Consider the following 15,951-nt stretch of genomic DNA (forward strand, 5'->3'; position numbering starts at 1 on the left):
TGAAGAGTCAGTATGTATTATTAACTACTGGCTCTTTTTTTCGCTCTCTATTTTAAAAATAATGATGAAAATCTTGAAATTATTGATGCTATCTGTTATAGTCTTAATGGTTTCTTGTACATCAAAGAAAAAGTATAATCAAGCTTTAATTGTTGAACATCCTGTTGAAGCATTAAAAAAAGATTATCAAATTTTAAAAACTTCTTTATTAGAAGCTCATCCTGGTATTTATTGGTATATAGATAGTATTGTTTTAGCACAAAAGTTTGATAGTGTAGAAAACCTCTTGAATAAACCATTAACTTCTTTAGCGTTTTATAGATACGTTGCTCCTTTAATAACAGAAATTAAATGCGGACATACACGTTTAGTTTATCCTAATAAAAAATATACTTTAGCAGAAAAGCAGGCTTTAAAAGCAAAAGGAGTTCATCCCTTTAATCAGTTTAAAATAGCTTTAGACGAAGATAAAGTGTTTATTAAATCTGTAAGGGATTCTTCAAGTCATCCGTTAAAACCTAAGATGCAAATTCTAAGTATTGATGCTTATCCGGTAAATACAATTATTAAAAAAGCCAATCAATTATTTAGTTCTGACGGTTATAATAAAACTTTACAACCCTATATCATTGAAAATAATTTTGGTTATTACTATCAGTTAAACTTTAAAAAAAGCGATTCTATTCTTTTAAAAATTAAACAAGATACATTAATAAAAGATGTCAATTTAGGCTTTAAAAAGATAAAATCATCATCAAAAAAGATAGATAAAAAACTAGTTTATTTAGGTAAAGATGCTGATGGTAAACCCATATTAGATTTAAAAATTGATACACTAACAAAAGTAGCTATCTTAAAAGTCGGCAGCTTTAGTTTTGAGCAAGCTAATTTCAGTAAGTTTTATCGTCAGTCATTTAAAAAGCTTAAAGAACAAAAAATTAACAATCTAATTCTTGATTTAAGAGGAAATTCTGGTGGTAGATTAAGTGCTTGCAATAAATTATTTAGGTATTTATATGATCAGCCAGCGATATTTAACCAAAGGGTTGAGGTTAAAGAAAGGTACATTTCTACGCGTAAATATTTCCAAAATAGCTGGTTTTACAATTTCCCTTTTCCACATTTAACCATAAAAAAAGATAGTTTGGGTTATTATACTCCCTTAAGAACCCATAAATATTTAGAGCCTAAAAATAATGTTTATCAGCAGAATTTATTTGTATTGATAAACGGTTTATCATACTCTGCAACTTCTTTATTAGCAGCAAACTTACAAGGTGTAAAACGTGGTTTTTTTATTGGTGAGGAAACAGGTGGTGCTTATAACAAATGTACAGCAGGTATAATACCCTATGTTAACCTACCAAATACAAAAGTTAAATTGCGTTTACCATTAAAAGTTATGAAACCAAATACGTCACAAAGTATAGTAGGAAGAGGTGTTTTTCCACATCATGAGGTACATTCTAATTTGTTAGATGAGTTGGAAGGAAAAGATAAACAACTAGAAAAAGCTTTACAGCTGATAAAGAGCAGGTAAAACTTAATGAGTAATTTTTTGCACTTTTGTATTTCAAATAGGATTTAAGCATGTTCGAGAATACGCAGAAGACAGAAATAGCAAATTTAGGAGAGTTTGGTTTAATAGACCATTTAACAAAAAATATAAAATTAAACCTTGATACCACTATTAAAGGCGCTGGTGATGATGCAGCTGTTCTAGATTTTAAAGATAAAAAGACCCTAATATCTACCGATTTATTACTAGAAAACATACATTTTGATTTAGCATTTACCCCTTTAAAGCACTTAGGTTATAAGGCTATCCAAGTTAATTTAAGTGATATTTATGCCATGAATGGGATGGCCTCTCATGTAACTGTATCACTAGGTTTTTCTAGTAAATTTCCATTAGAAGCCATAGAAGAATTATATGCTGGGATGTTACTGGCTTGTGATAAATATAATATTGATTTAATTGGTGGCGATACCACTTCTTCAAGACAAGGTTTAGTTATCAGCGTTACCAGTATAGGTTATGCCGATGAAAGTGATATTGTTTACCGTAATGGCGCACAAGAAGGAGATTTAATTTGCGTTTCTGGCGATTTGGGTGGTGCTTACGTAGGTTTACAATTGTTAGAAAGAGAAAAACAAGTATTTTTAGCAAATCCTAAAATACAGCCTGATTTAGAAGGCAAAGATTACATTATTGAACGTCAATTAAAACCAGAAGCAAGACTAGATATTGTTGATTTATTGAAGAAAATGGAAATTAAACCAACTTCTATGATAGATATATCAGACGGTTTAGCTTCAGAAGTATTACACATTACCAAGCAATCTAAAAAAGGTTGTAAGTTGTATGAAGAAAAATTTCCTATAGACCCACAAACTGTAGAAATGGCTCGAGATTTTGGCTTAGACCCAACCGTGTGTGCATTAAATGGTGGTGAAGATTACGAGCTATTATTTACCATTAAACAAGCAGACTACGACCGCTTAAAACACGATGTTGATATTTCTGTGATAGGTTATATTACAGAAGAAAACGCTGGTAATTACTTAATCACGAGGTCTGGAAATGCTCACGAATTAAAAGCACAAGGTTGGAACGCTTTTAAATCTACAGAAAGCTAATGATGTTTATTAGAAAAGGTTCTTTAGCAGACAAAGAAGCACTTTTTAATTTATATCTGGATGTTTCTAAAAACCAAAATGGCATTGCCAGAGCACCAGAAGAAATTGATGTAACCTTTATAGATGATGTTTTTAACAATATCATTAAAAAAGAAGGTTTATTATTTTTAGGAGAAGAAAGAACAACAGAAAAAGTTATTGCTGCTATTCATGCTCATAAATATGGCATAGGAATTTTTGATCATGTCTTAACTCATTTAACCATTTTGGTACATCCAGATTATCAACAACAGGGATTAGGGACTGAACTTTTTCAAAAATTTTTGGGTGAGATAGAAAAGCATCGGCCAGATGTTAAAAGGGTAGAGTTAGAATCAAGAGCATCTAACAAAAAAGCCTTAAGAGTTTATCAAAAACTGGGTTTTAAACATGAGGGTATCTTGTATCAAAAAACAAGAAATATAAATGGTTCTTTTGAGGATAGTTATGTTTTTGCTTGGGAGAATAAAAACTTCTTGTACTAATTTTCCTCTTCTGGTTTAAACATTAAGAGGTTTAATAAATCAGGTTTAAAAACTTCATTGGCTATTTCTAAAATTTCTGATGCACTAACAGCATTTAATTTATCAAATACCTCTTCTAAAGAATCTACCCTATTAAAATCTATTAAACTTTTTGCCATAGATATTAAAACTCCCATACGGTTTTCTTCTCCTAACGCAATCTGACCAATAAATTTTTGTTTAGCTTGTTGTAATTGCAGCGTACCTAATTTTTGTTCTCGTAGTTTCTTTAGTTCTTTATGCACCAGTTTTAAAGCTTTATTTGCTTTTTCCTCATCGGTACCAAAGTAAATAGAAAAGATTCCAGAGTCACTAAAAGCTGTATAATTAGATTCTATGGTATAAGCAATACCATACTTTTCTCTTATTTCCAAATTTAACCGAGAACTCATGCCGTTACCACCAATAAGATTATTTAACAGTAATAAACCATGTTTTTTATCATCATGAAAAGAATAAGCATGGCTACCTAAAATACAATGTGTTTGGTTAATAGGTTTGGCTATAATAAGCTCTTGTTTAGAGTTAGGAATTGGTTTTAAACGCTGTTTTTCTTTTGTATTTTCTTGGATGATACCAAAATATTTATCGCATAGAGCCCAAACTTTAGATGTTTTATAATTTCCACTAACAGCAAAAACTATTTCATGCGTATTATAAGTTCTAGCTATAAAATTTAAAATATCTGTTTTTTTGAAGGCACAAACAGAATCTTTTGTTCCTAAAATGTTTTCCCCTAAAGTATTTCCTTTAAATAATAAGCTTTCAAAATCATCATTTATAGCCTCTTCGGGCTGATCTTCATAGCTTAATATTTCATCGATAATAACGCCTTTTTCTTTTTCCATTTCTTTTTCTGGAAACGTAGAGAAAAAGGCAATATCTTGTAATAAGTCTATAGAGCGCTCTAAATGTTCTTTTAAAAAAGATGCATGTAAGCAAGTATATTCTTTAGTTGTATAGGCGTTTAAATCTGCTCCTACTACTTCTAAACGATTTAAAATCTGATTGGTATTACGTTTTTTGGTTCCTTTAAAGAGTAAATGCTCAATAAAATGAGCTAAACCTGGTTTACCCTCCTCTTCATCTCTTGCGCCAGCATTAATAATTAAACAACAATGCCCAATAGGCGAAACCGTTGGTTTAAATAATATTCTAATGCCATTTCTTAATCTGTAAACTTCGTGATCCATAAAAGAGCCACAAAGATAATTAATAAATAGAGCAATTGATTTTTAAAATGAAACAGCATTTGAATTTTCAAATGCTGTTTAAATACTTACATAGAGTCTGTAGGATTAGTAGTACCACCACCACTTGGGGCAGTTATGGTAGTATCTGTTCCAGACGGATTAGTAGTACCCGTAGAATCTGTTGTGTTTGTCGAGTCTTTGGTAGAGCTACATCCTGTAACTATGGCTCCAATTAATGCAAAGCCCATTACCAGTTTTAAAAATTTGCTTTTCATATCTTCATTAATTTAATAGATATGAAAGCTAGGCTAATTTAATGCCAATTATATAAAATGATATAAGAAAACAGCCTCACCACTATAAGCTGGTTTTTTTTGGTCTTTAACCTCAAGTTCTAATCCAATAGTTGCTTTTGTAACACCACGTAAATTAGCAATATCAACCAATTTAACCACCAACCTTACTTCGCTATTTACGGTAACAGCTTGTGCAAAGCGTAATTTTTCTATGCCGTAATTAATCTCCATTTTCAGGTTTTGGATATCAACAATTTGTTTCCATAAATATGGAATCAAAGATAAAGTAAGGTAACCATGGGCAATGGTGGCCTTAAACGGACTTTCTGTTTTTGCTCTTTCTGTATCAGTATGTATCCATTGATGATCTAAAGTAGCATCAGAGAATAAGTTTATTTGCTCTTGGGTGATGGTATGATAATTAGAAAAACCTAGTTCTTTTCCTAAATGAGACGCAAACTCGTCGTGGCTCTTAATTACTAACATGGTATTATATTTTAGATAAATAAAATTTGAATATACAGATTATATAAAATCTAATAAATGAATTATAAAACAATAATAAATGCTTTTTTAAAATTAAATTTGTTGAAATAAGCCACATCATGAATTTAACCATAGACGATAAAACCTTCGAGCCTTTTATAGATGCTAACATGATAGAAAAACGTGTGCGTTTAATAGGTATACAAATCAATGTTGATTATGAAGATAAAGTGCCTGTTTTTATTGGAGTTTTAAATGGTAGTTTTTTGTTTATGGCTGATTTGATGAAGGAAATCAATATCAGTTGTGAAATGGCTTTTATAAAGGTTTCTTCTTACCATGGCGAAACACAATCTTCTGGCAACATGATAGAAGAGTATCCTTTAAGTATCGATATAGAGAATAGAGATATTATTATTGTAGAGGATATAATTGATACCGGAAGAACCTTAAATTATCTGATAGAAAAGTTTAAAACCAAAAATCCTGCAAGTATTAAAGTTGCCAGTTTACTGTTAAAGCCAGATGCTTTACAAGTTAAAATAAATGAAATTGAATACGTTGGCTTTGAAATAGCTAATGACTTTGTTGTAGGTTATGGTTTAGATTATAAAGGTCTAGGAAGAAACACGAAAGATATTTATAGGTTATGTGGTGAGTTATAATGGAAGAACTCTAATTCTCATTTTATAATCGTCTATAATAATCATTGCGCCTTTCTCTAACCAATTATTATACTCTTTTATAGTAGAAATAACTTTTTCACTTAAATGTTTAACAGTTACATTTTGAGTCCTAACCTGTATAACGCTTGGTTTTTCAGCTTTATTTAAGGCTAATGCTGTACCAAAATCTAAATCATGTGTAAAGATTATATAATCATGAGCCTTAGCCCAATTTATTAATTCTACATCTTGAGCATCAAATTTTCCGACATTAGACCAGTGTACAGCGTGTATATTTTTTAAATTGAATTCATGAACCCATTGAGGGGATAAATTCATATCTATTAAGATTTTCATGCAGTAGCAAGAGGAGCTTCAAATTCTTCAGAACGCCATGCCGCATAAGCAAGAGCTTCTTTTAAATCTTCTTCAACCAAGTAAGGATACATCTCTAAAACATCTTTAAAAGAAAGTCCAGATGCTAAAAGACCGATGAGTGTACCTACAGTAACCCTTAAACCTTTAATACAGGGCTTTCCGCCCATAACGTTAGGATCTAAAACTATTCTTGTTAAATTTTTCATTTGTTTAGAATTTCATAAGTAAATATACGAAATATAAAATTGCTCAAAAACCTTCTTAAACTCTTATATTTTCACTTTAGAGGCTGTAATAAAGTAAACACTTTAATAAGATTTTTTATCTTCGTGTCCTACATTAAAATAAATCAAAGAAAATGCATAGAACTCATACGTGTGGCGAATTAACAATTGCCAATTTGGGAACTCAAGTTGTGTTAAGTGGTTGGGTGCAAAAATCCAGAGACTTAGGAGGCATGACTTTTATTGATGTTAGAGACAGATACGGTATTACCCAATTGGTTTTTAATGCTGATGATAATGCTGAAATGAGAGCTAAAGCCCGCGAGTTGGGGAGAGAATTTGTGATAAAAGTTAGCGGTACTGTTATAGAGAGAACTAATAAAAACCCTAAAATAGCTACCGGAGATATTGAAATTAAAGTTTCTGAATTAGAAATTTTAAACGCTGCAAAGCTCCCTCCTTTTATGATTGAGGATGAGACAGACGGTGGAGATGAGTTAAGAATGAAATATCGTTACCTGGATTTAAGAAGAAATCCAGTACGTAATAACCTAGTGTTGCGCCATAAAATGGCTCAAGAAATTAGAAGATATTTAGATGCCCAAAACTTTTTAGAAGTAGAAACACCTGTTTTAATTAAATCTACTCCAGAAGGCGCCAGAGATTTTGTGGTACCAAGTCGTATGAATCCGGGTGAGTTTTATGCTTTACCACAATCTCCACAAACCTTTAAGCAATTGTTAATGGTTTCTGGTTTTGATAGGTATTTCCAAATTGTAAAATGTTTTAGAGACGAGGATTTAAGAGCAGATAGACAGCCAGAGTTTACTCAAATAGACTGTGAAATGGCTTTTATCGAGCAAGAAGATATCCTAAACCTGTTTGAAGGTTTGGTACGCCACATGTTTAAAAACGTAAAAAATCTAGATATTCAAGATTTCCCAAGAATGTCTTATGATGATGCTATGCGTTTATACGGTTCTGATAAACCAGATACCCGCTTTGGGATGCAATTTGTTGAAGCTACAGATTTTGTAAAAGGAAAGAGTTTCCCTGTTTTTGACAATGCAGGTTTAGTTGTAGGTATCAATGCAAAAGGTTGCGCTTCTTATACGCGTAAACAAATAGATGAATTAACAGACTTTGTTAAACGCCCTCAAATTGGAGCAACAGGCTTAATTTACATGCGCCATAACGAGGATGGTACCTTAAAATCATCTGTAGATAAATTCTTTAACGAAGAAGAATTAAAAAAATGGGCAGCAGCATTTGCTACAGAGCCTGGCGATTTAGTATTAATTCTGGCAGGAGAAAACCCTGATAAAGTACGTAAACAGTTAAACGAATTACGTTTAGAGATGGGTAACCGCTTAGGTTTAAGAGATAAAAATAAATTTGCACCACTTTGGGTATTAGATTTTCCTTTATTAGAGTGGGACGAAGAAACAGAGCGTTACCACGCTATGCACCATCCTTTTACATCGCCTAAACCAGATGATATATCTAAACTAGATACAGACCCAGCCGCTGTTAGAGCCAATGCTTACGATTTAGTTATCAACGGTACCGAAATTGGTGGTGGTTCTATCCGTATACATGATAGAGCGTTACAATCTTTAATGTTTAAGCATTTAGGATTTAGCTCAGAAGAAGCTCAAAAACAATTTGGTTTCTTGATGGAAGCTTTTGAATATGGCGCACCTCCGCATGGTGGTATTGCTTTCGGTTTTGATAGGTTGGTGTCTATATTTGCAGGCTTAGATACCATTCGTGATGTTATTGCATTCCCTAAAAATAATTCTGGAAGAGATGTTATGATAGACTCCCCTTCTACCATAGATGATAAACAAAAGGTAGAGTTGCACATCAAAACAACGGTATAACATAAAAAAGGAGAACTAAACAGTTCTCCTTTTTCTTTTAGCTATTATCTTCTAAATCCTTCTTCACTCTCCGTTCTATCAAAATTTTCTTTTTGCCTATTTCGGCATTGTTTAAAGTATCCAAAGTATTATCGGTTACCATAATTTCGTGGTCTTTTTCCTTTTCGCTGTTGTGTATGGCTACGCTTTCTATATTTTGTAGGGCAACATCGTAAGGACCTTTATCAGACATTAATTTCACAAAAACAGGTAAACATTCTAGTAAGATGAATAAAAAAGAGATAAAAGATATGGCCAAATAAGTATCTACATCTCTGCTACCATCGGGGTTAAAAGAAAGCTGTCCAAGAGCATAATTTCTATCCGCAAAGCCAGCAACATTAGCCAAGCTATCCAGTTGTTTCTCGTTAAAAAGTAGCGTACTATTTAAGCCCTCCATTTCTTTACGCCGGTTAATGATATCATCTATACGTTGTATATCATTTCTTACTTGTATCAAACGAGCTTCTTTTTGATCTATAATAGCCTGCTTTTGCTTGGCATAAGTACCAAAGCCTGTTACACCACTGGTTTGATTGGTTTTATCGCCAAAAACCTCTTGATTCAAAATATATCTAGAACGATTGATATCTTTCTCTAAAGAATCTTTCTCTGATTTTAGCTCTTCAAACTTCGCAAGCTCAATACTATATTTATCAGAGAAGGCTCTGTTTAAAGTATCAATTTTAGAGCGTTGCCCATTTAAATAACTGGTTTTAAGTTTTTGTCTAATTTCTTTATCAAAAATTTTTAGCTCCAAAGGTCTAGATATCACAATACCAATCATGATAGCTAATAATATCCTGGGTAAAGCCTGCAAGATTTGTTGGTTAGCATCTCCGGTTTTTTTGATACTGGCTACTATATAGCGGTCCATATTAAAAATAGCTAAGCCCCAAATAATACCAAACAGCATCGCAAATAAAACGGCGGCACTACTTCCAGAAAACACAAAATACATAGCGTAACCACCAGATAAACAAGCAAATAAAGCAGTAAAGAAAATAGTAGCTCCTATGCCAACGTATTTATTATGTTCTGTAGGATATTTTTTAAGTGTTTCTATGTGTGCGCCAGAGCAAAACCAAAAGAAATCGGTTATTTTTTTCATCTTATAATTATCAATAAATCGTTTTCTCTTATAGCAAAATTTATGCTCAAAATAAACAAGCTATAACGCATATAAGACATGTTTAGGTATAAGCATGTTACAACATAAAAGTTTATAAAGGGTAAACTTTTATTATTAAGTTTTAAAACCTGCTATTTTTACTATTTTTGATAAGCATAAAGTATTTTATTATGAACGAAATAACCGTAGCAGAGCTAAAAAAATGGAGAGATGAAGGTAAAGAATTTCAATTGATTGATGTTCGCGAGCCTTTTGAATATGAAATGTCTAATATCGAGGGAGAAAATATTCCGCTAGCCAGCGTTGTGTTAGAGGCCGATAAAATATCAAAAGATATTCCTGTAATTATGCAATGCCGTAGTGGTGCCAGAAGTGCTGCTGCTTTAAACCAATTGCAAAACTTAGGTTATACCAATCTTTACAATTTAAAAGGCGGTATTTTAGCTTGGGCTGCAGAAATTGAACCTGGCATGAAAGTATATTAATCATGTTTAAAAAGGTATTATTCAACGTTATTTTAAACTTAATCATTATTTGCTCTGCCATTGGAGCTGTAATGGCTTTTAAGGCTGGTAATTATTTCTTGCCCTTACTTTTAATAGCGGCATTTGGCCTAAGCTTATATTATAAAATTAAGTTGATGAAACAGGTACGAGAAGAAATGAAACTAAAGGCAGAAGAAAAGCTTAAAAATAAAAACCCTAAAAAGCGCTCTTAAGGCGCTTTTTTCATAACAAATCTTTTTATTAAATAAGAGAACCAATTTTAAGGCGTTTTTGTAATTTGGTATGAATATGAATCCCTACGAAAGAAAACGTCGCTGGAAATATCTCTTACTTTTTTTCGCAATAGTTATTGCTGTTTCCTCCCTTTGGTATACTGATTTTTTGGTGCAAAATATTGCAAAATCAGAACGTACCAGGGCCGAGCTTTGGGCGCAAAGTCTTAAACGTATGTTTGAAACAGATAACGATGAGATGATGAATTTCCTTTTCACCATTAGGGATAGTTTGCCTGTACCGGCAATTGTAACTAGCGAAAAAGATTCTATCATTACTTATCAAGGCTTAGACACTGCAAAAACATATTTTCAGATAGAAAGCAATAAAAAATACGATCCAAAGTATTTTTTAAAAGAGCTACGTGAAATGAAAAACCAGCATAACCCTATTCCAGTTGAGTTTTACGGTAAGAAGAACCTCATTTACTATAAGGATAGCGATTTACTAAGTCAGCTTAAAGTTTTCCCTTACATCCAACTCAGTTTAATTGCTGTTTTTCTGATGTTGGCATATTTTGCTTTTAATTCGGCAAGAAAATCAGAACAAAATCAGGTTTGGGTTGGTTTAGCTAAAGAAACAGCGCATCAGTTGGGTACGCCCATATCTTCTTTAATGGCCTGGGTAGAGCTTTTGAAAGAAAGGTTTAAAGCCGATGATTCTTTGATATTGGAAATGGAAAATGATGTTAGAAGACTAGAAGTTGTGGCCGATAGGTTTTCTAAAATTGGTTCCAAACCCATCTTAAGCAGTCATTCTGTTTACGATGTTGTTAAAGATTTTGTTGATTATTTTAAAGTTAGGGTATCAGATAAAATTACATTTGAGGTTAACGGAGATGAGCAGCTTGAAGCTCTTATCAATGTACCTTTATTTGATTGGGTGATAGAAAACATTCTTAAAAATGCGGTAAATGCTATTGATGGAAAAGGAATTATCAGCGTTAATATCAAAGAAAACATCGTTAAAGAACAAATTATTATAGACATCACAGACACCGGAAAAGGTATCCCACGCTCAAAGTTTGATACCGTTTTTCAGCCTGGTTTTACTACAAGAAAAAGAGGATGGGGTTTAGGCTTATCATTAACCAAAAGAATGATAGAAAACTACCACGGCGGGCAGGTTTTTGTAAAAGAATCTGAACTGGGTAAAGGCACCACATTTAGAATTATACTTAAAAGCAGCATAAATTATGTACCAACCATTTAGTAACGAATACGCTCCATATTACGAAGGATACATCAAATTAGTATCTGGTCAAAACATCCTCAGAAAATTAAAAAACCAATTGAATGAAGTTGATGATTTCTTAGCAGAAATACCTGCAGAAAAGCATGATTACGCTTACGCTGATGGTAAATGGACCGTTAAAGAAGTTGTTGCCCATTTAATAGATACAGAAAGGGTGATGGCTTATAGAGCTATGCGCTTTTCAAGAAATGATTTTACGCCGCTTCCGGGGTTTGACCAAGATTTTTACATGCAAAATGTTGATGTAAGCAAACGTTCTTTTAGTGATTTGGTAGATGAATTATTGCTTATGAGACAGGCTAATCTTTACTTTTTTAAATCACTAACCGAAGAAGATTACAAGAAAAAAGGTATAGCAAGTGAAAGAGAGGTAAGCGTTGGTGCTTTATTATTTATTATGGCGGGCCATATAGAGCATCATTTTAATGTTTTAAAGGCAAAATACTTAAAATGATTTGGTTTAAAAATTATACACCAGAAGAATTAAATAATAGACCAAAAAACCATATTGGGGCTTTATTAGGAATAAGTTTTACCCAAGTTGGTGATAACTTTTTAGAAGCCACTATGCCGGTTGATGAACGCACCCATCAACCGGTAGGTATTTTACATGGCGGAGCCTCGGTGGTTCTTGCCGAAACATTGGGTAGCGTTGCTAGTAATTTGGTTTTAAACCCCGATGAGAAAATGGGTGTAGGTTTAGAAGTAAATGCCAACCATTTACGTCCAGTTAAATCAGGTTTTGTAAGAGGTGTTTGTACGCCAATACATATTGGCGCAAAAACACATATTTGGGATATTAAAATTTACGATGAAAGAGGTAAAATGAGTTGCATCAGCAGGCTAACGGTAGCTGTAGTTCCGTCTGTTAAATAGCTAAAGCTTTTGTTGTTTTTCTTTTTTCTCTATCATATAAGAAACAAACAGTCCCAAACCACCAAAAAGCGTAATCAAAGAGAAATAAATAGCCTCGTTTTTGGTATTTCCCCACTCGTTAACATTATGTGCAAAAACGGTATTATCTAAAACAAAAGCTAAAAATAAGCCTAAACCAGCTCCCATTAACAATAAAGCTATTTTAAGATAATAATTAGATTTTGATTCTGGCTTTTCTGGTATCGGGTTTAACCCTCTCTCTATTAAAGCCATTCTTTCTTTATTGGTTAAATATCTCCAACCAAAAATTACGGCAAAGCTTCCTATAAATATGGTAAGCGGAATTAAGATGTCTGCATTGTTCATAATCTTCTATTTTAATGTTTAATAATATTGTTAAATCTTATGGTTTGGAAGCTAAGACTATAACATTTTTAAACAGGTTACACCAAAAGTATAATTTTTGTGCTATCTATTTCCTTTAAAGACATTTTGAGTTAGCTGTAACCTAAAGCTTAGATGGCTTGTCTTAACATCAACACATGCAACAAGAACTAACAGACATAGCTATTATAGATGCAGTATTGGCTGGAGACCAACAAGCCTATGCACTTTTGGTTAAACGCTACCAACGTTATGTTTTTACATTGGCTTTACGTTTTACAAAAAGCAGAGAAGATGCCGAGGAAGTAGCTCAAGATTGCTTTGTGAAAGCTTTTAAATATTTATCCGGATACGAGAGAAAAGGGAAGTTTACCACTTGGCTTTATCGTATAGTTTATACTACCGCCATGACTTATTTGCGAAAAAAGCAGGTTGATGTTCTTTCTATTGATGATGAAAATCATCAAAACGTTTTAGATAGCCATCAAGCAAGTACGGATTTAAATACCGAGCGGAAATCCAGAGATTATTATTTAAATTTAGCTATAGAAAGTTTGTTACCTGATTATGCCAGTATCATTACCTTATTTTACAAAGGCGAGCAATCTTTAGAAGAAATAGCTCAGATAATGGGAATTGAAGCCAATACAGCTAAAGTTAAACTACATCGGGCTAGAGGCCGATTAAAAATTAAACTAGAACAACTTTTAAAAAGTGAAGCGGAGGATTTAATATGAAAAGTGCAGAAGAAAAAATTTGGAATTATATAGATGGTTTATGCAGTAAAGAGGAGGCTCTAGAAATAGAGCGATTACTGCGAGAAGATATTTCTTTTCAAAACCTATATCAAGAAATTTTAAGTTTTGATGAACATCTTAAATCAACAGATTTAGAAGAGCCTTCTATGGGTTTCAGCTTTGCGGTGATGGATAAAATAAGGCTACAAGCGCAACCACTATCTCTTAAAGCACAAGTTGATAAAAGAATAATCTACGGTATAGCGGCATCTTTTATACTGATACTGAGCGTTATTATGGCTGTAGCTATTGCGCAAACCAATTGGTCTGCTTCAAGCGGTTCTTTTGATTTTAATATGAACTACGATGCTTTTAAAATTAGCGAAGGATTTTCTAGAACGGCTATTCAAGCTTTCTTGTTTTTTGATATCATCATCATGCTTTTAACAGTAGATTATTTTCTTAGGAAAAGGAGCAAATTAAGCTAAAAACCTTTCTTTTAATTCTGGAGTAGGGATCATACAATGGGTGTCTTTCCCAAACCATTTATAGCGGTTTTTAGCGATGATATCATAAACAAAGTCTCTTATAAATTTAGGGATGATGATGAAAATATAAGCGGCTTTCCAAAAACCATTTAATTGCGATGCTATTTTTAAAGCTGCGGTAGATTTAGTAAAAACACCCTTTTCTGTAAGTAGTATAACTGAGCTTAATTCCTCAACAGTAATATTCTTTTTTGAAAGTTCTTGTTTGGCAAAAACTGATTGTAAGGTAGCGAATCTAAAATTAGCTTTTTTATCATGCTTGATGATAAACTGTACAAAACCATTGCAGAGGTTGCAAACACCATCAAAAAAAATTACAGGTTTATCAGTCATATCAAAATCTAAAACAACAAACCTGTAGAGATTCTCTCTGATTAAGAAAGTGTAGCTAAAACGGTTACACCGCCTTTAACTTTATCTCCAAGGTTTACATTAACTTGGGTTCCAACAGGTAAGAAAACATCAACCCTCGAACCAAATTTTATAAAGCCAAACTCTTTGCCTTGTTCTACTTGATCTCCTTCTTTTACGTACCAAACAATTCTACGAGCCAAAGCACCAGCTATTTGTCTAAATAACACTGGTACGCCATTACTGTTTTCAACAACAACCGTAGTACGCTCGTTATCTGTAGAAGATTTAGGATCCCAAGCAACCAAATATTTTCCTGGGTGGTATTTAAAAAATTTTACGATACCGCTTATTGGGTTTCTGTTTACATGCACATTAATGGGCGACATAAAAACAGATATTTGAAGTCTTTTATCTTTAAAATACTCGTTTTCTTGAGCTTCTTCTATCACAACAACTTTACCATCTGCCGGGCAAATAATTTGGTTTTCTCCTAAAGTTAAGTTCACCACTGGATTTCTAAAGAACTGTAGAACAGTGATAAATAAAAGTAAAGAAACTAGATACCACAACCATACAAACCAGGTAACATGTGGCAGGTAATAATTGATGAGGGCATTAGTAACAAAAACAAACAGAACAGTTAATGCAATAGAGGTATATCCTTCTTTGTGGATGGTCATTTTTTTAAATTTTTACCAAAACTACTAATAAGTAATCAAATATATGTAAACGAAAACAACAGGTGCCGAAAGTAGTAAACCGTCAAAGCGGTCTAACAAACCGCCGTGGCCAGGTAATATTTTTCCAGAATCTTTAATTTCTATACTTCTTTTGAACATAGATTCAACCAAATCGCCCATGGTACCAAAGCAAGAGATAAGTGTTGCCATGGTTATCCAATTTAAAAGACTGTATGAAGTAAAATATTGAGCTAGTATACAAGCAACAGCTATACTTGTGGCAACACCACCAAAAAAGCCTTCCCAGGATTTCTTTGGTGAATGTCTTTCAAAAAGACGCTTTTTACCAAACTTAACTCCAAAAATATAAGCGCCAGTATCATTAGCCCAAAGCATCAGAAAAAAGCCCAAAGCTAGTTGATAATTATAAGATCCAGAAATAAAGGCAATACTATGGAAAAATATAAAAGGTACTATGGTATAAAACAAGCCTAGAAAAGTATAAGCGATATTACTAAATGGTATTTTAGACTTTTTATAGAGTTCTCTTACAAAAATCCCAAAAAACAAAGGAATGTTTATCAATAACCATTTGGTCTCAAACTGAATGAAATATCTACCCGCAACTGATGCAAAGATGATTAATGCAGCTACATAACCAATAGATCTGTGTGGTCTAATTCCTGTGGTTTTAACCAAAGCAAAAAACTCCATCAAACAAATTAAGCTTAAAAATATATAAAACCCTGTAAAAACATAAGGTCCTAAAAATATGGAGCATAGCATGATAAGGATAAAAATAACTCCAGTTATAGCTCTGGTTTTCATAATCTTTTAGGG

Annotated in this window: 22 protein-coding genes; 12 read left to right on the forward strand and 10 right to left on the reverse strand. The window is 32.8% G+C overall.

Translation table 11 applies throughout. The annotated features are described in order from the left end of the window. The first annotated feature begins 61 nt into the window (after positions 1 to 61). From B2745_RS08535 to B2745_RS08545, 3 genes are read left to right on the forward strand one after another with little or no spacing between them, the layout of a single operon-like run. Positions 62 to 1,540: a S41 family peptidase gene (locus B2745_RS08535; RefSeq protein WP_304065360.1), complete on the forward strand. Its 1,479-nt coding sequence runs from the start codon at positions 62 to 64 to the stop codon at positions 1,538 to 1,540. A gap of 50 nt (positions 1,541 to 1,590) precedes the next feature. Beyond that, positions 1,591 to 2,640, forward strand: a complete 1,050-nt coding sequence (gene thiL, locus B2745_RS08540) for a thiamine-phosphate kinase (protein WP_304065363.1) — start codon at positions 1,591 to 1,593, stop codon at positions 2,638 to 2,640. Beyond that, positions 2,640 to 3,164 carry a GNAT family N-acetyltransferase gene (locus B2745_RS08545; protein WP_304065365.1) on the forward strand — a complete coding sequence of 175 codons (525 nt, stop codon included), beginning with the start codon at positions 2,640 to 2,642 and terminating at the stop codon, positions 3,162 to 3,164. Before thiL ends, B2745_RS08545 begins: the two co-directional genes overlap by 1 nt. Here B2745_RS08545 and B2745_RS08550 read toward each other — a convergent pair. From B2745_RS08550 to B2745_RS08560, 3 genes are all read right to left on the reverse strand, one after another. Then, entirely contained in the window at positions 3,161 to 4,396 is a 1,236-nt protein-coding gene (locus tag B2745_RS08550; protein WP_304065368.1) for a M16 family metallopeptidase, read from the reverse strand. The genes B2745_RS08545 and B2745_RS08550 overlap by 4 nt on opposite strands. Before the next feature lie 86 nt (positions 4,397 to 4,482). Continuing rightward, the gene (locus B2745_RS08555) at positions 4,483 to 4,671 is read right to left on the reverse strand and encodes a hypothetical protein (protein ID WP_304065370.1); all 189 of its coding nucleotides are present in this window, start codon (positions 4,669 to 4,671) and stop codon (positions 4,483 to 4,485) included. 48 nt (positions 4,672 to 4,719) lie between these two features. Continuing rightward, positions 4,720 to 5,178: a MaoC family dehydratase gene (locus B2745_RS08560; protein WP_304065371.1), complete on the reverse strand. Its 459-nt coding sequence runs from the start codon at positions 5,176 to 5,178 to the stop codon at positions 4,720 to 4,722. A 119-nt stretch (positions 5,179 to 5,297) separates the two neighbouring features. Here B2745_RS08560 and hpt point away from each other — a divergent pair, with 119 nt between their 5' ends. After that, positions 5,298 to 5,843, forward strand: a complete 546-nt coding sequence (gene hpt, locus B2745_RS08565) for a hypoxanthine phosphoribosyltransferase (RefSeq protein ID WP_304065373.1) — start codon at positions 5,298 to 5,300, stop codon at positions 5,841 to 5,843. Here hpt and B2745_RS08570 read toward each other — a convergent pair. Both B2745_RS08570 and B2745_RS08575 read right to left on the reverse strand, forming a co-directional pair. After that, positions 5,838 to 6,182: a DUF5615 family PIN-like protein gene (locus B2745_RS08570; RefSeq protein WP_304065375.1), complete on the reverse strand. Its 345-nt coding sequence runs from the start codon at positions 6,180 to 6,182 to the stop codon at positions 5,838 to 5,840. The two genes, hpt and B2745_RS08570, sit on opposite strands and share 6 nt — an antisense overlap. Positions 6,183 to 6,196: 14 nt before the next feature. After that, complete coding sequence (locus B2745_RS08575; RefSeq protein ID WP_026904239.1) at positions 6,197 to 6,427, reverse strand: DUF433 domain-containing protein; 231 nt, start codon at positions 6,425 to 6,427, stop codon at positions 6,197 to 6,199. Positions 6,428 to 6,579: 152 nt separating this feature from the next. On the opposite strand from B2745_RS08575, the gene aspS reads away from it, so the two are divergent. Continuing rightward, positions 6,580 to 8,328: an aspartate--tRNA ligase gene (aspS, locus tag B2745_RS08580; protein WP_304065376.1), complete on the forward strand. Its 1,749-nt coding sequence runs from the start codon at positions 6,580 to 6,582 to the stop codon at positions 8,326 to 8,328. 37 nt (positions 8,329 to 8,365) lie between these two features. On the opposite strand, the gene B2745_RS08585 is transcribed toward aspS, so the two are convergent. Beyond that, positions 8,366 to 9,478, reverse strand: coding sequence for a DUF4407 domain-containing protein (locus tag B2745_RS08585; RefSeq protein ID WP_304065377.1), 1,113 nt, complete (start codon positions 9,476 to 9,478; stop codon positions 8,366 to 8,368). 191 nt (positions 9,479 to 9,669) lie between these two features. On the opposite strand from B2745_RS08585, the gene B2745_RS08590 reads away from it, so the two are divergent. The 5 genes from B2745_RS08590 (at position 9,670) to B2745_RS08610 (ending at position 12,408) form a co-directional block, all read left to right on the forward strand. Next, positions 9,670 to 9,984 (forward strand): rhodanese-like domain-containing protein, encoded by a 315-nt coding sequence (locus tag B2745_RS08590; protein WP_304065378.1) that lies wholly within the window; start codon positions 9,670 to 9,672, stop codon positions 9,982 to 9,984. A 2-nt stretch (positions 9,985 to 9,986) separates the two neighbouring features. Then, positions 9,987 to 10,217 (forward strand): DUF6358 family protein, encoded by a 231-nt coding sequence (locus B2745_RS08595; RefSeq protein ID WP_304065380.1) that lies wholly within the window; start codon positions 9,987 to 9,989, stop codon positions 10,215 to 10,217. Positions 10,218 to 10,293: 76 nt separating this feature from the next. Next, a complete protein-coding gene (locus B2745_RS08600; protein ID WP_304065510.1) occupies positions 10,294 to 11,490 on the forward strand; it encodes a sensor histidine kinase in 1,197 nt (398 codons plus the stop codon). Beyond that, positions 11,474 to 11,986, forward strand: a complete 513-nt coding sequence (locus tag B2745_RS08605; RefSeq protein WP_304065383.1) for a DinB family protein — start codon at positions 11,474 to 11,476, stop codon at positions 11,984 to 11,986. The genes B2745_RS08600 and B2745_RS08605 overlap by 17 nt, the downstream gene beginning before the upstream one ends. Continuing rightward, the gene (locus tag B2745_RS08610; protein ID WP_304065385.1) at positions 11,983 to 12,408 is read left to right on the forward strand and encodes a hotdog fold thioesterase; all 426 of its coding nucleotides are present in this window, start codon (positions 11,983 to 11,985) and stop codon (positions 12,406 to 12,408) included. The genes B2745_RS08605 and B2745_RS08610 overlap by 4 nt, the downstream gene beginning before the upstream one ends. Here B2745_RS08610 and B2745_RS08615 read toward each other — a convergent pair whose 3' ends face one another. Next, the gene (locus B2745_RS08615) at positions 12,409 to 12,774 is read right to left on the reverse strand and encodes a DUF6249 domain-containing protein (protein ID WP_304065387.1); all 366 of its coding nucleotides are present in this window, start codon (positions 12,772 to 12,774) and stop codon (positions 12,409 to 12,411) included. It lies immediately after the preceding gene. A gap of 176 nt (positions 12,775 to 12,950) precedes the next feature. On the opposite strand from B2745_RS08615, the gene B2745_RS08620 reads away from it, so the two are divergent. Together B2745_RS08620 and B2745_RS08625 are read left to right on the forward strand one after the other, a co-directional pair. Beyond that, positions 12,951 to 13,529, forward strand: coding sequence for an RNA polymerase sigma factor (locus B2745_RS08620; RefSeq protein ID WP_304065389.1), 579 nt, complete (start codon positions 12,951 to 12,953; stop codon positions 13,527 to 13,529). Next, the gene (locus B2745_RS08625; RefSeq protein ID WP_304065392.1) at positions 13,526 to 14,017 is read left to right on the forward strand and encodes a hypothetical protein; all 492 of its coding nucleotides are present in this window, start codon (positions 13,526 to 13,528) and stop codon (positions 14,015 to 14,017) included. Before B2745_RS08620 ends, B2745_RS08625 begins: the two co-directional genes overlap by 4 nt. Here the strand turns inward: B2745_RS08625 and B2745_RS08630 are convergent. Genes B2745_RS08630 through B2745_RS08640 form a run of 3 tightly spaced genes read right to left on the reverse strand, consistent with a single transcriptional unit; the run spans position 14,009 to position 15,939 of the window. Further along, positions 14,009 to 14,410 (reverse strand): thiol-disulfide oxidoreductase DCC family protein, encoded by a 402-nt coding sequence (locus B2745_RS08630; protein WP_304065394.1) that lies wholly within the window; start codon positions 14,408 to 14,410, stop codon positions 14,009 to 14,011. The two genes, B2745_RS08625 and B2745_RS08630, sit on opposite strands and share 9 nt — an antisense overlap. A 41-nt stretch (positions 14,411 to 14,451) precedes the next feature. Continuing rightward, entirely contained in the window at positions 14,452 to 15,111 is a 660-nt protein-coding gene (locus tag B2745_RS08635) for a phosphatidylserine decarboxylase family protein (RefSeq protein WP_304065398.1), read from the reverse strand. A gap of 24 nt (positions 15,112 to 15,135) precedes the next feature. Then, a complete protein-coding gene (locus B2745_RS08640) occupies positions 15,136 to 15,939 on the reverse strand; it encodes a phosphatidate cytidylyltransferase (protein WP_304065401.1) in 804 nt (267 codons plus the stop codon). Positions 15,940 to 15,951 lie beyond the last annotated feature (12 nt).

Source organism: Pedobacter glucosidilyticus (genome assembly GCF_002483235.1).
Classification (GTDB): Bacteria; Bacteroidota; Bacteroidia; order Sphingobacteriales; family Sphingobacteriaceae; genus Pseudopedobacter; species Pseudopedobacter glucosidilyticum_B.

Excerpts from the sequence above, each read along its gene's own strand:
- B2745_RS08535 (WP_304065360.1), top strand. The coding sequence starts at position 62 with ATGATGAAAATCTTGAAATTATTGATGCTATCTGTTATAGTCTTAATG.
- thiL (WP_304065363.1), top strand. The coding sequence starts at position 1,591 with ATGTTCGAGAATACGCAGAAGACAGAAATAGCAAATTTAGGAGAGTTT.
- B2745_RS08545 (WP_304065365.1), top strand. The coding sequence starts at position 2,640 with ATGATGTTTATTAGAAAAGGTTCTTTAGCAGACAAAGAAGCACTTTTT.
- B2745_RS08550 (WP_304065368.1), bottom strand. The coding sequence starts at position 4,396 with ATGGATCACGAAGTTTACAGATTAAGAAATGGCATTAGAATATTATTT.
- B2745_RS08555 (WP_304065370.1), bottom strand. The coding sequence starts at position 4,671 with ATGAAAAGCAAATTTTTAAAACTGGTAATGGGCTTTGCATTAATTGGA.
- B2745_RS08560 (WP_304065371.1), bottom strand. The coding sequence starts at position 5,178 with ATGTTAGTAATTAAGAGCCACGACGAGTTTGCGTCTCATTTAGGAAAA.
- hpt (WP_304065373.1), top strand. The coding sequence starts at position 5,298 with ATGAATTTAACCATAGACGATAAAACCTTCGAGCCTTTTATAGATGCT.
- B2745_RS08570 (WP_304065375.1), bottom strand. The coding sequence starts at position 6,182 with ATGAATTTATCCCCTCAATGGGTTCATGAATTCAATTTAAAAAATATA.
- B2745_RS08575 (WP_026904239.1), bottom strand. The coding sequence starts at position 6,427 with ATGAAAAATTTAACAAGAATAGTTTTAGATCCTAACGTTATGGGCGGA.
- aspS (WP_304065376.1), top strand. The coding sequence starts at position 6,580 with ATGCATAGAACTCATACGTGTGGCGAATTAACAATTGCCAATTTGGGA.
- B2745_RS08585 (WP_304065377.1), bottom strand. The coding sequence starts at position 9,478 with ATGAAAAAAATAACCGATTTCTTTTGGTTTTGCTCTGGCGCACACATA.
- B2745_RS08590 (WP_304065378.1), top strand. The coding sequence starts at position 9,670 with ATGAACGAAATAACCGTAGCAGAGCTAAAAAAATGGAGAGATGAAGGT.
- B2745_RS08595 (WP_304065380.1), top strand. The coding sequence starts at position 9,987 with ATGTTTAAAAAGGTATTATTCAACGTTATTTTAAACTTAATCATTATT.
- B2745_RS08600 (WP_304065510.1), top strand. The coding sequence starts at position 10,294 with ATGAATCCCTACGAAAGAAAACGTCGCTGGAAATATCTCTTACTTTTT.
- B2745_RS08605 (WP_304065383.1), top strand. The coding sequence starts at position 11,474 with ATGTACCAACCATTTAGTAACGAATACGCTCCATATTACGAAGGATAC.
- B2745_RS08610 (WP_304065385.1), top strand. The coding sequence starts at position 11,983 with ATGATTTGGTTTAAAAATTATACACCAGAAGAATTAAATAATAGACCA.
- B2745_RS08615 (WP_304065387.1), bottom strand. The coding sequence starts at position 12,774 with ATGAACAATGCAGACATCTTAATTCCGCTTACCATATTTATAGGAAGC.
- B2745_RS08620 (WP_304065389.1), top strand. The coding sequence starts at position 12,951 with ATGCAACAAGAACTAACAGACATAGCTATTATAGATGCAGTATTGGCT.
- B2745_RS08625 (WP_304065392.1), top strand. The coding sequence starts at position 13,526 with ATGAAAAGTGCAGAAGAAAAAATTTGGAATTATATAGATGGTTTATGC.
- B2745_RS08630 (WP_304065394.1), bottom strand. The coding sequence starts at position 14,410 with ATGACTGATAAACCTGTAATTTTTTTTGATGGTGTTTGCAACCTCTGC.
- B2745_RS08635 (WP_304065398.1), bottom strand. The coding sequence starts at position 15,111 with ATGACCATCCACAAAGAAGGATATACCTCTATTGCATTAACTGTTCTG.
- B2745_RS08640 (WP_304065401.1), bottom strand. The coding sequence starts at position 15,939 with ATGAAAACCAGAGCTATAACTGGAGTTATTTTTATCCTTATCATGCTA.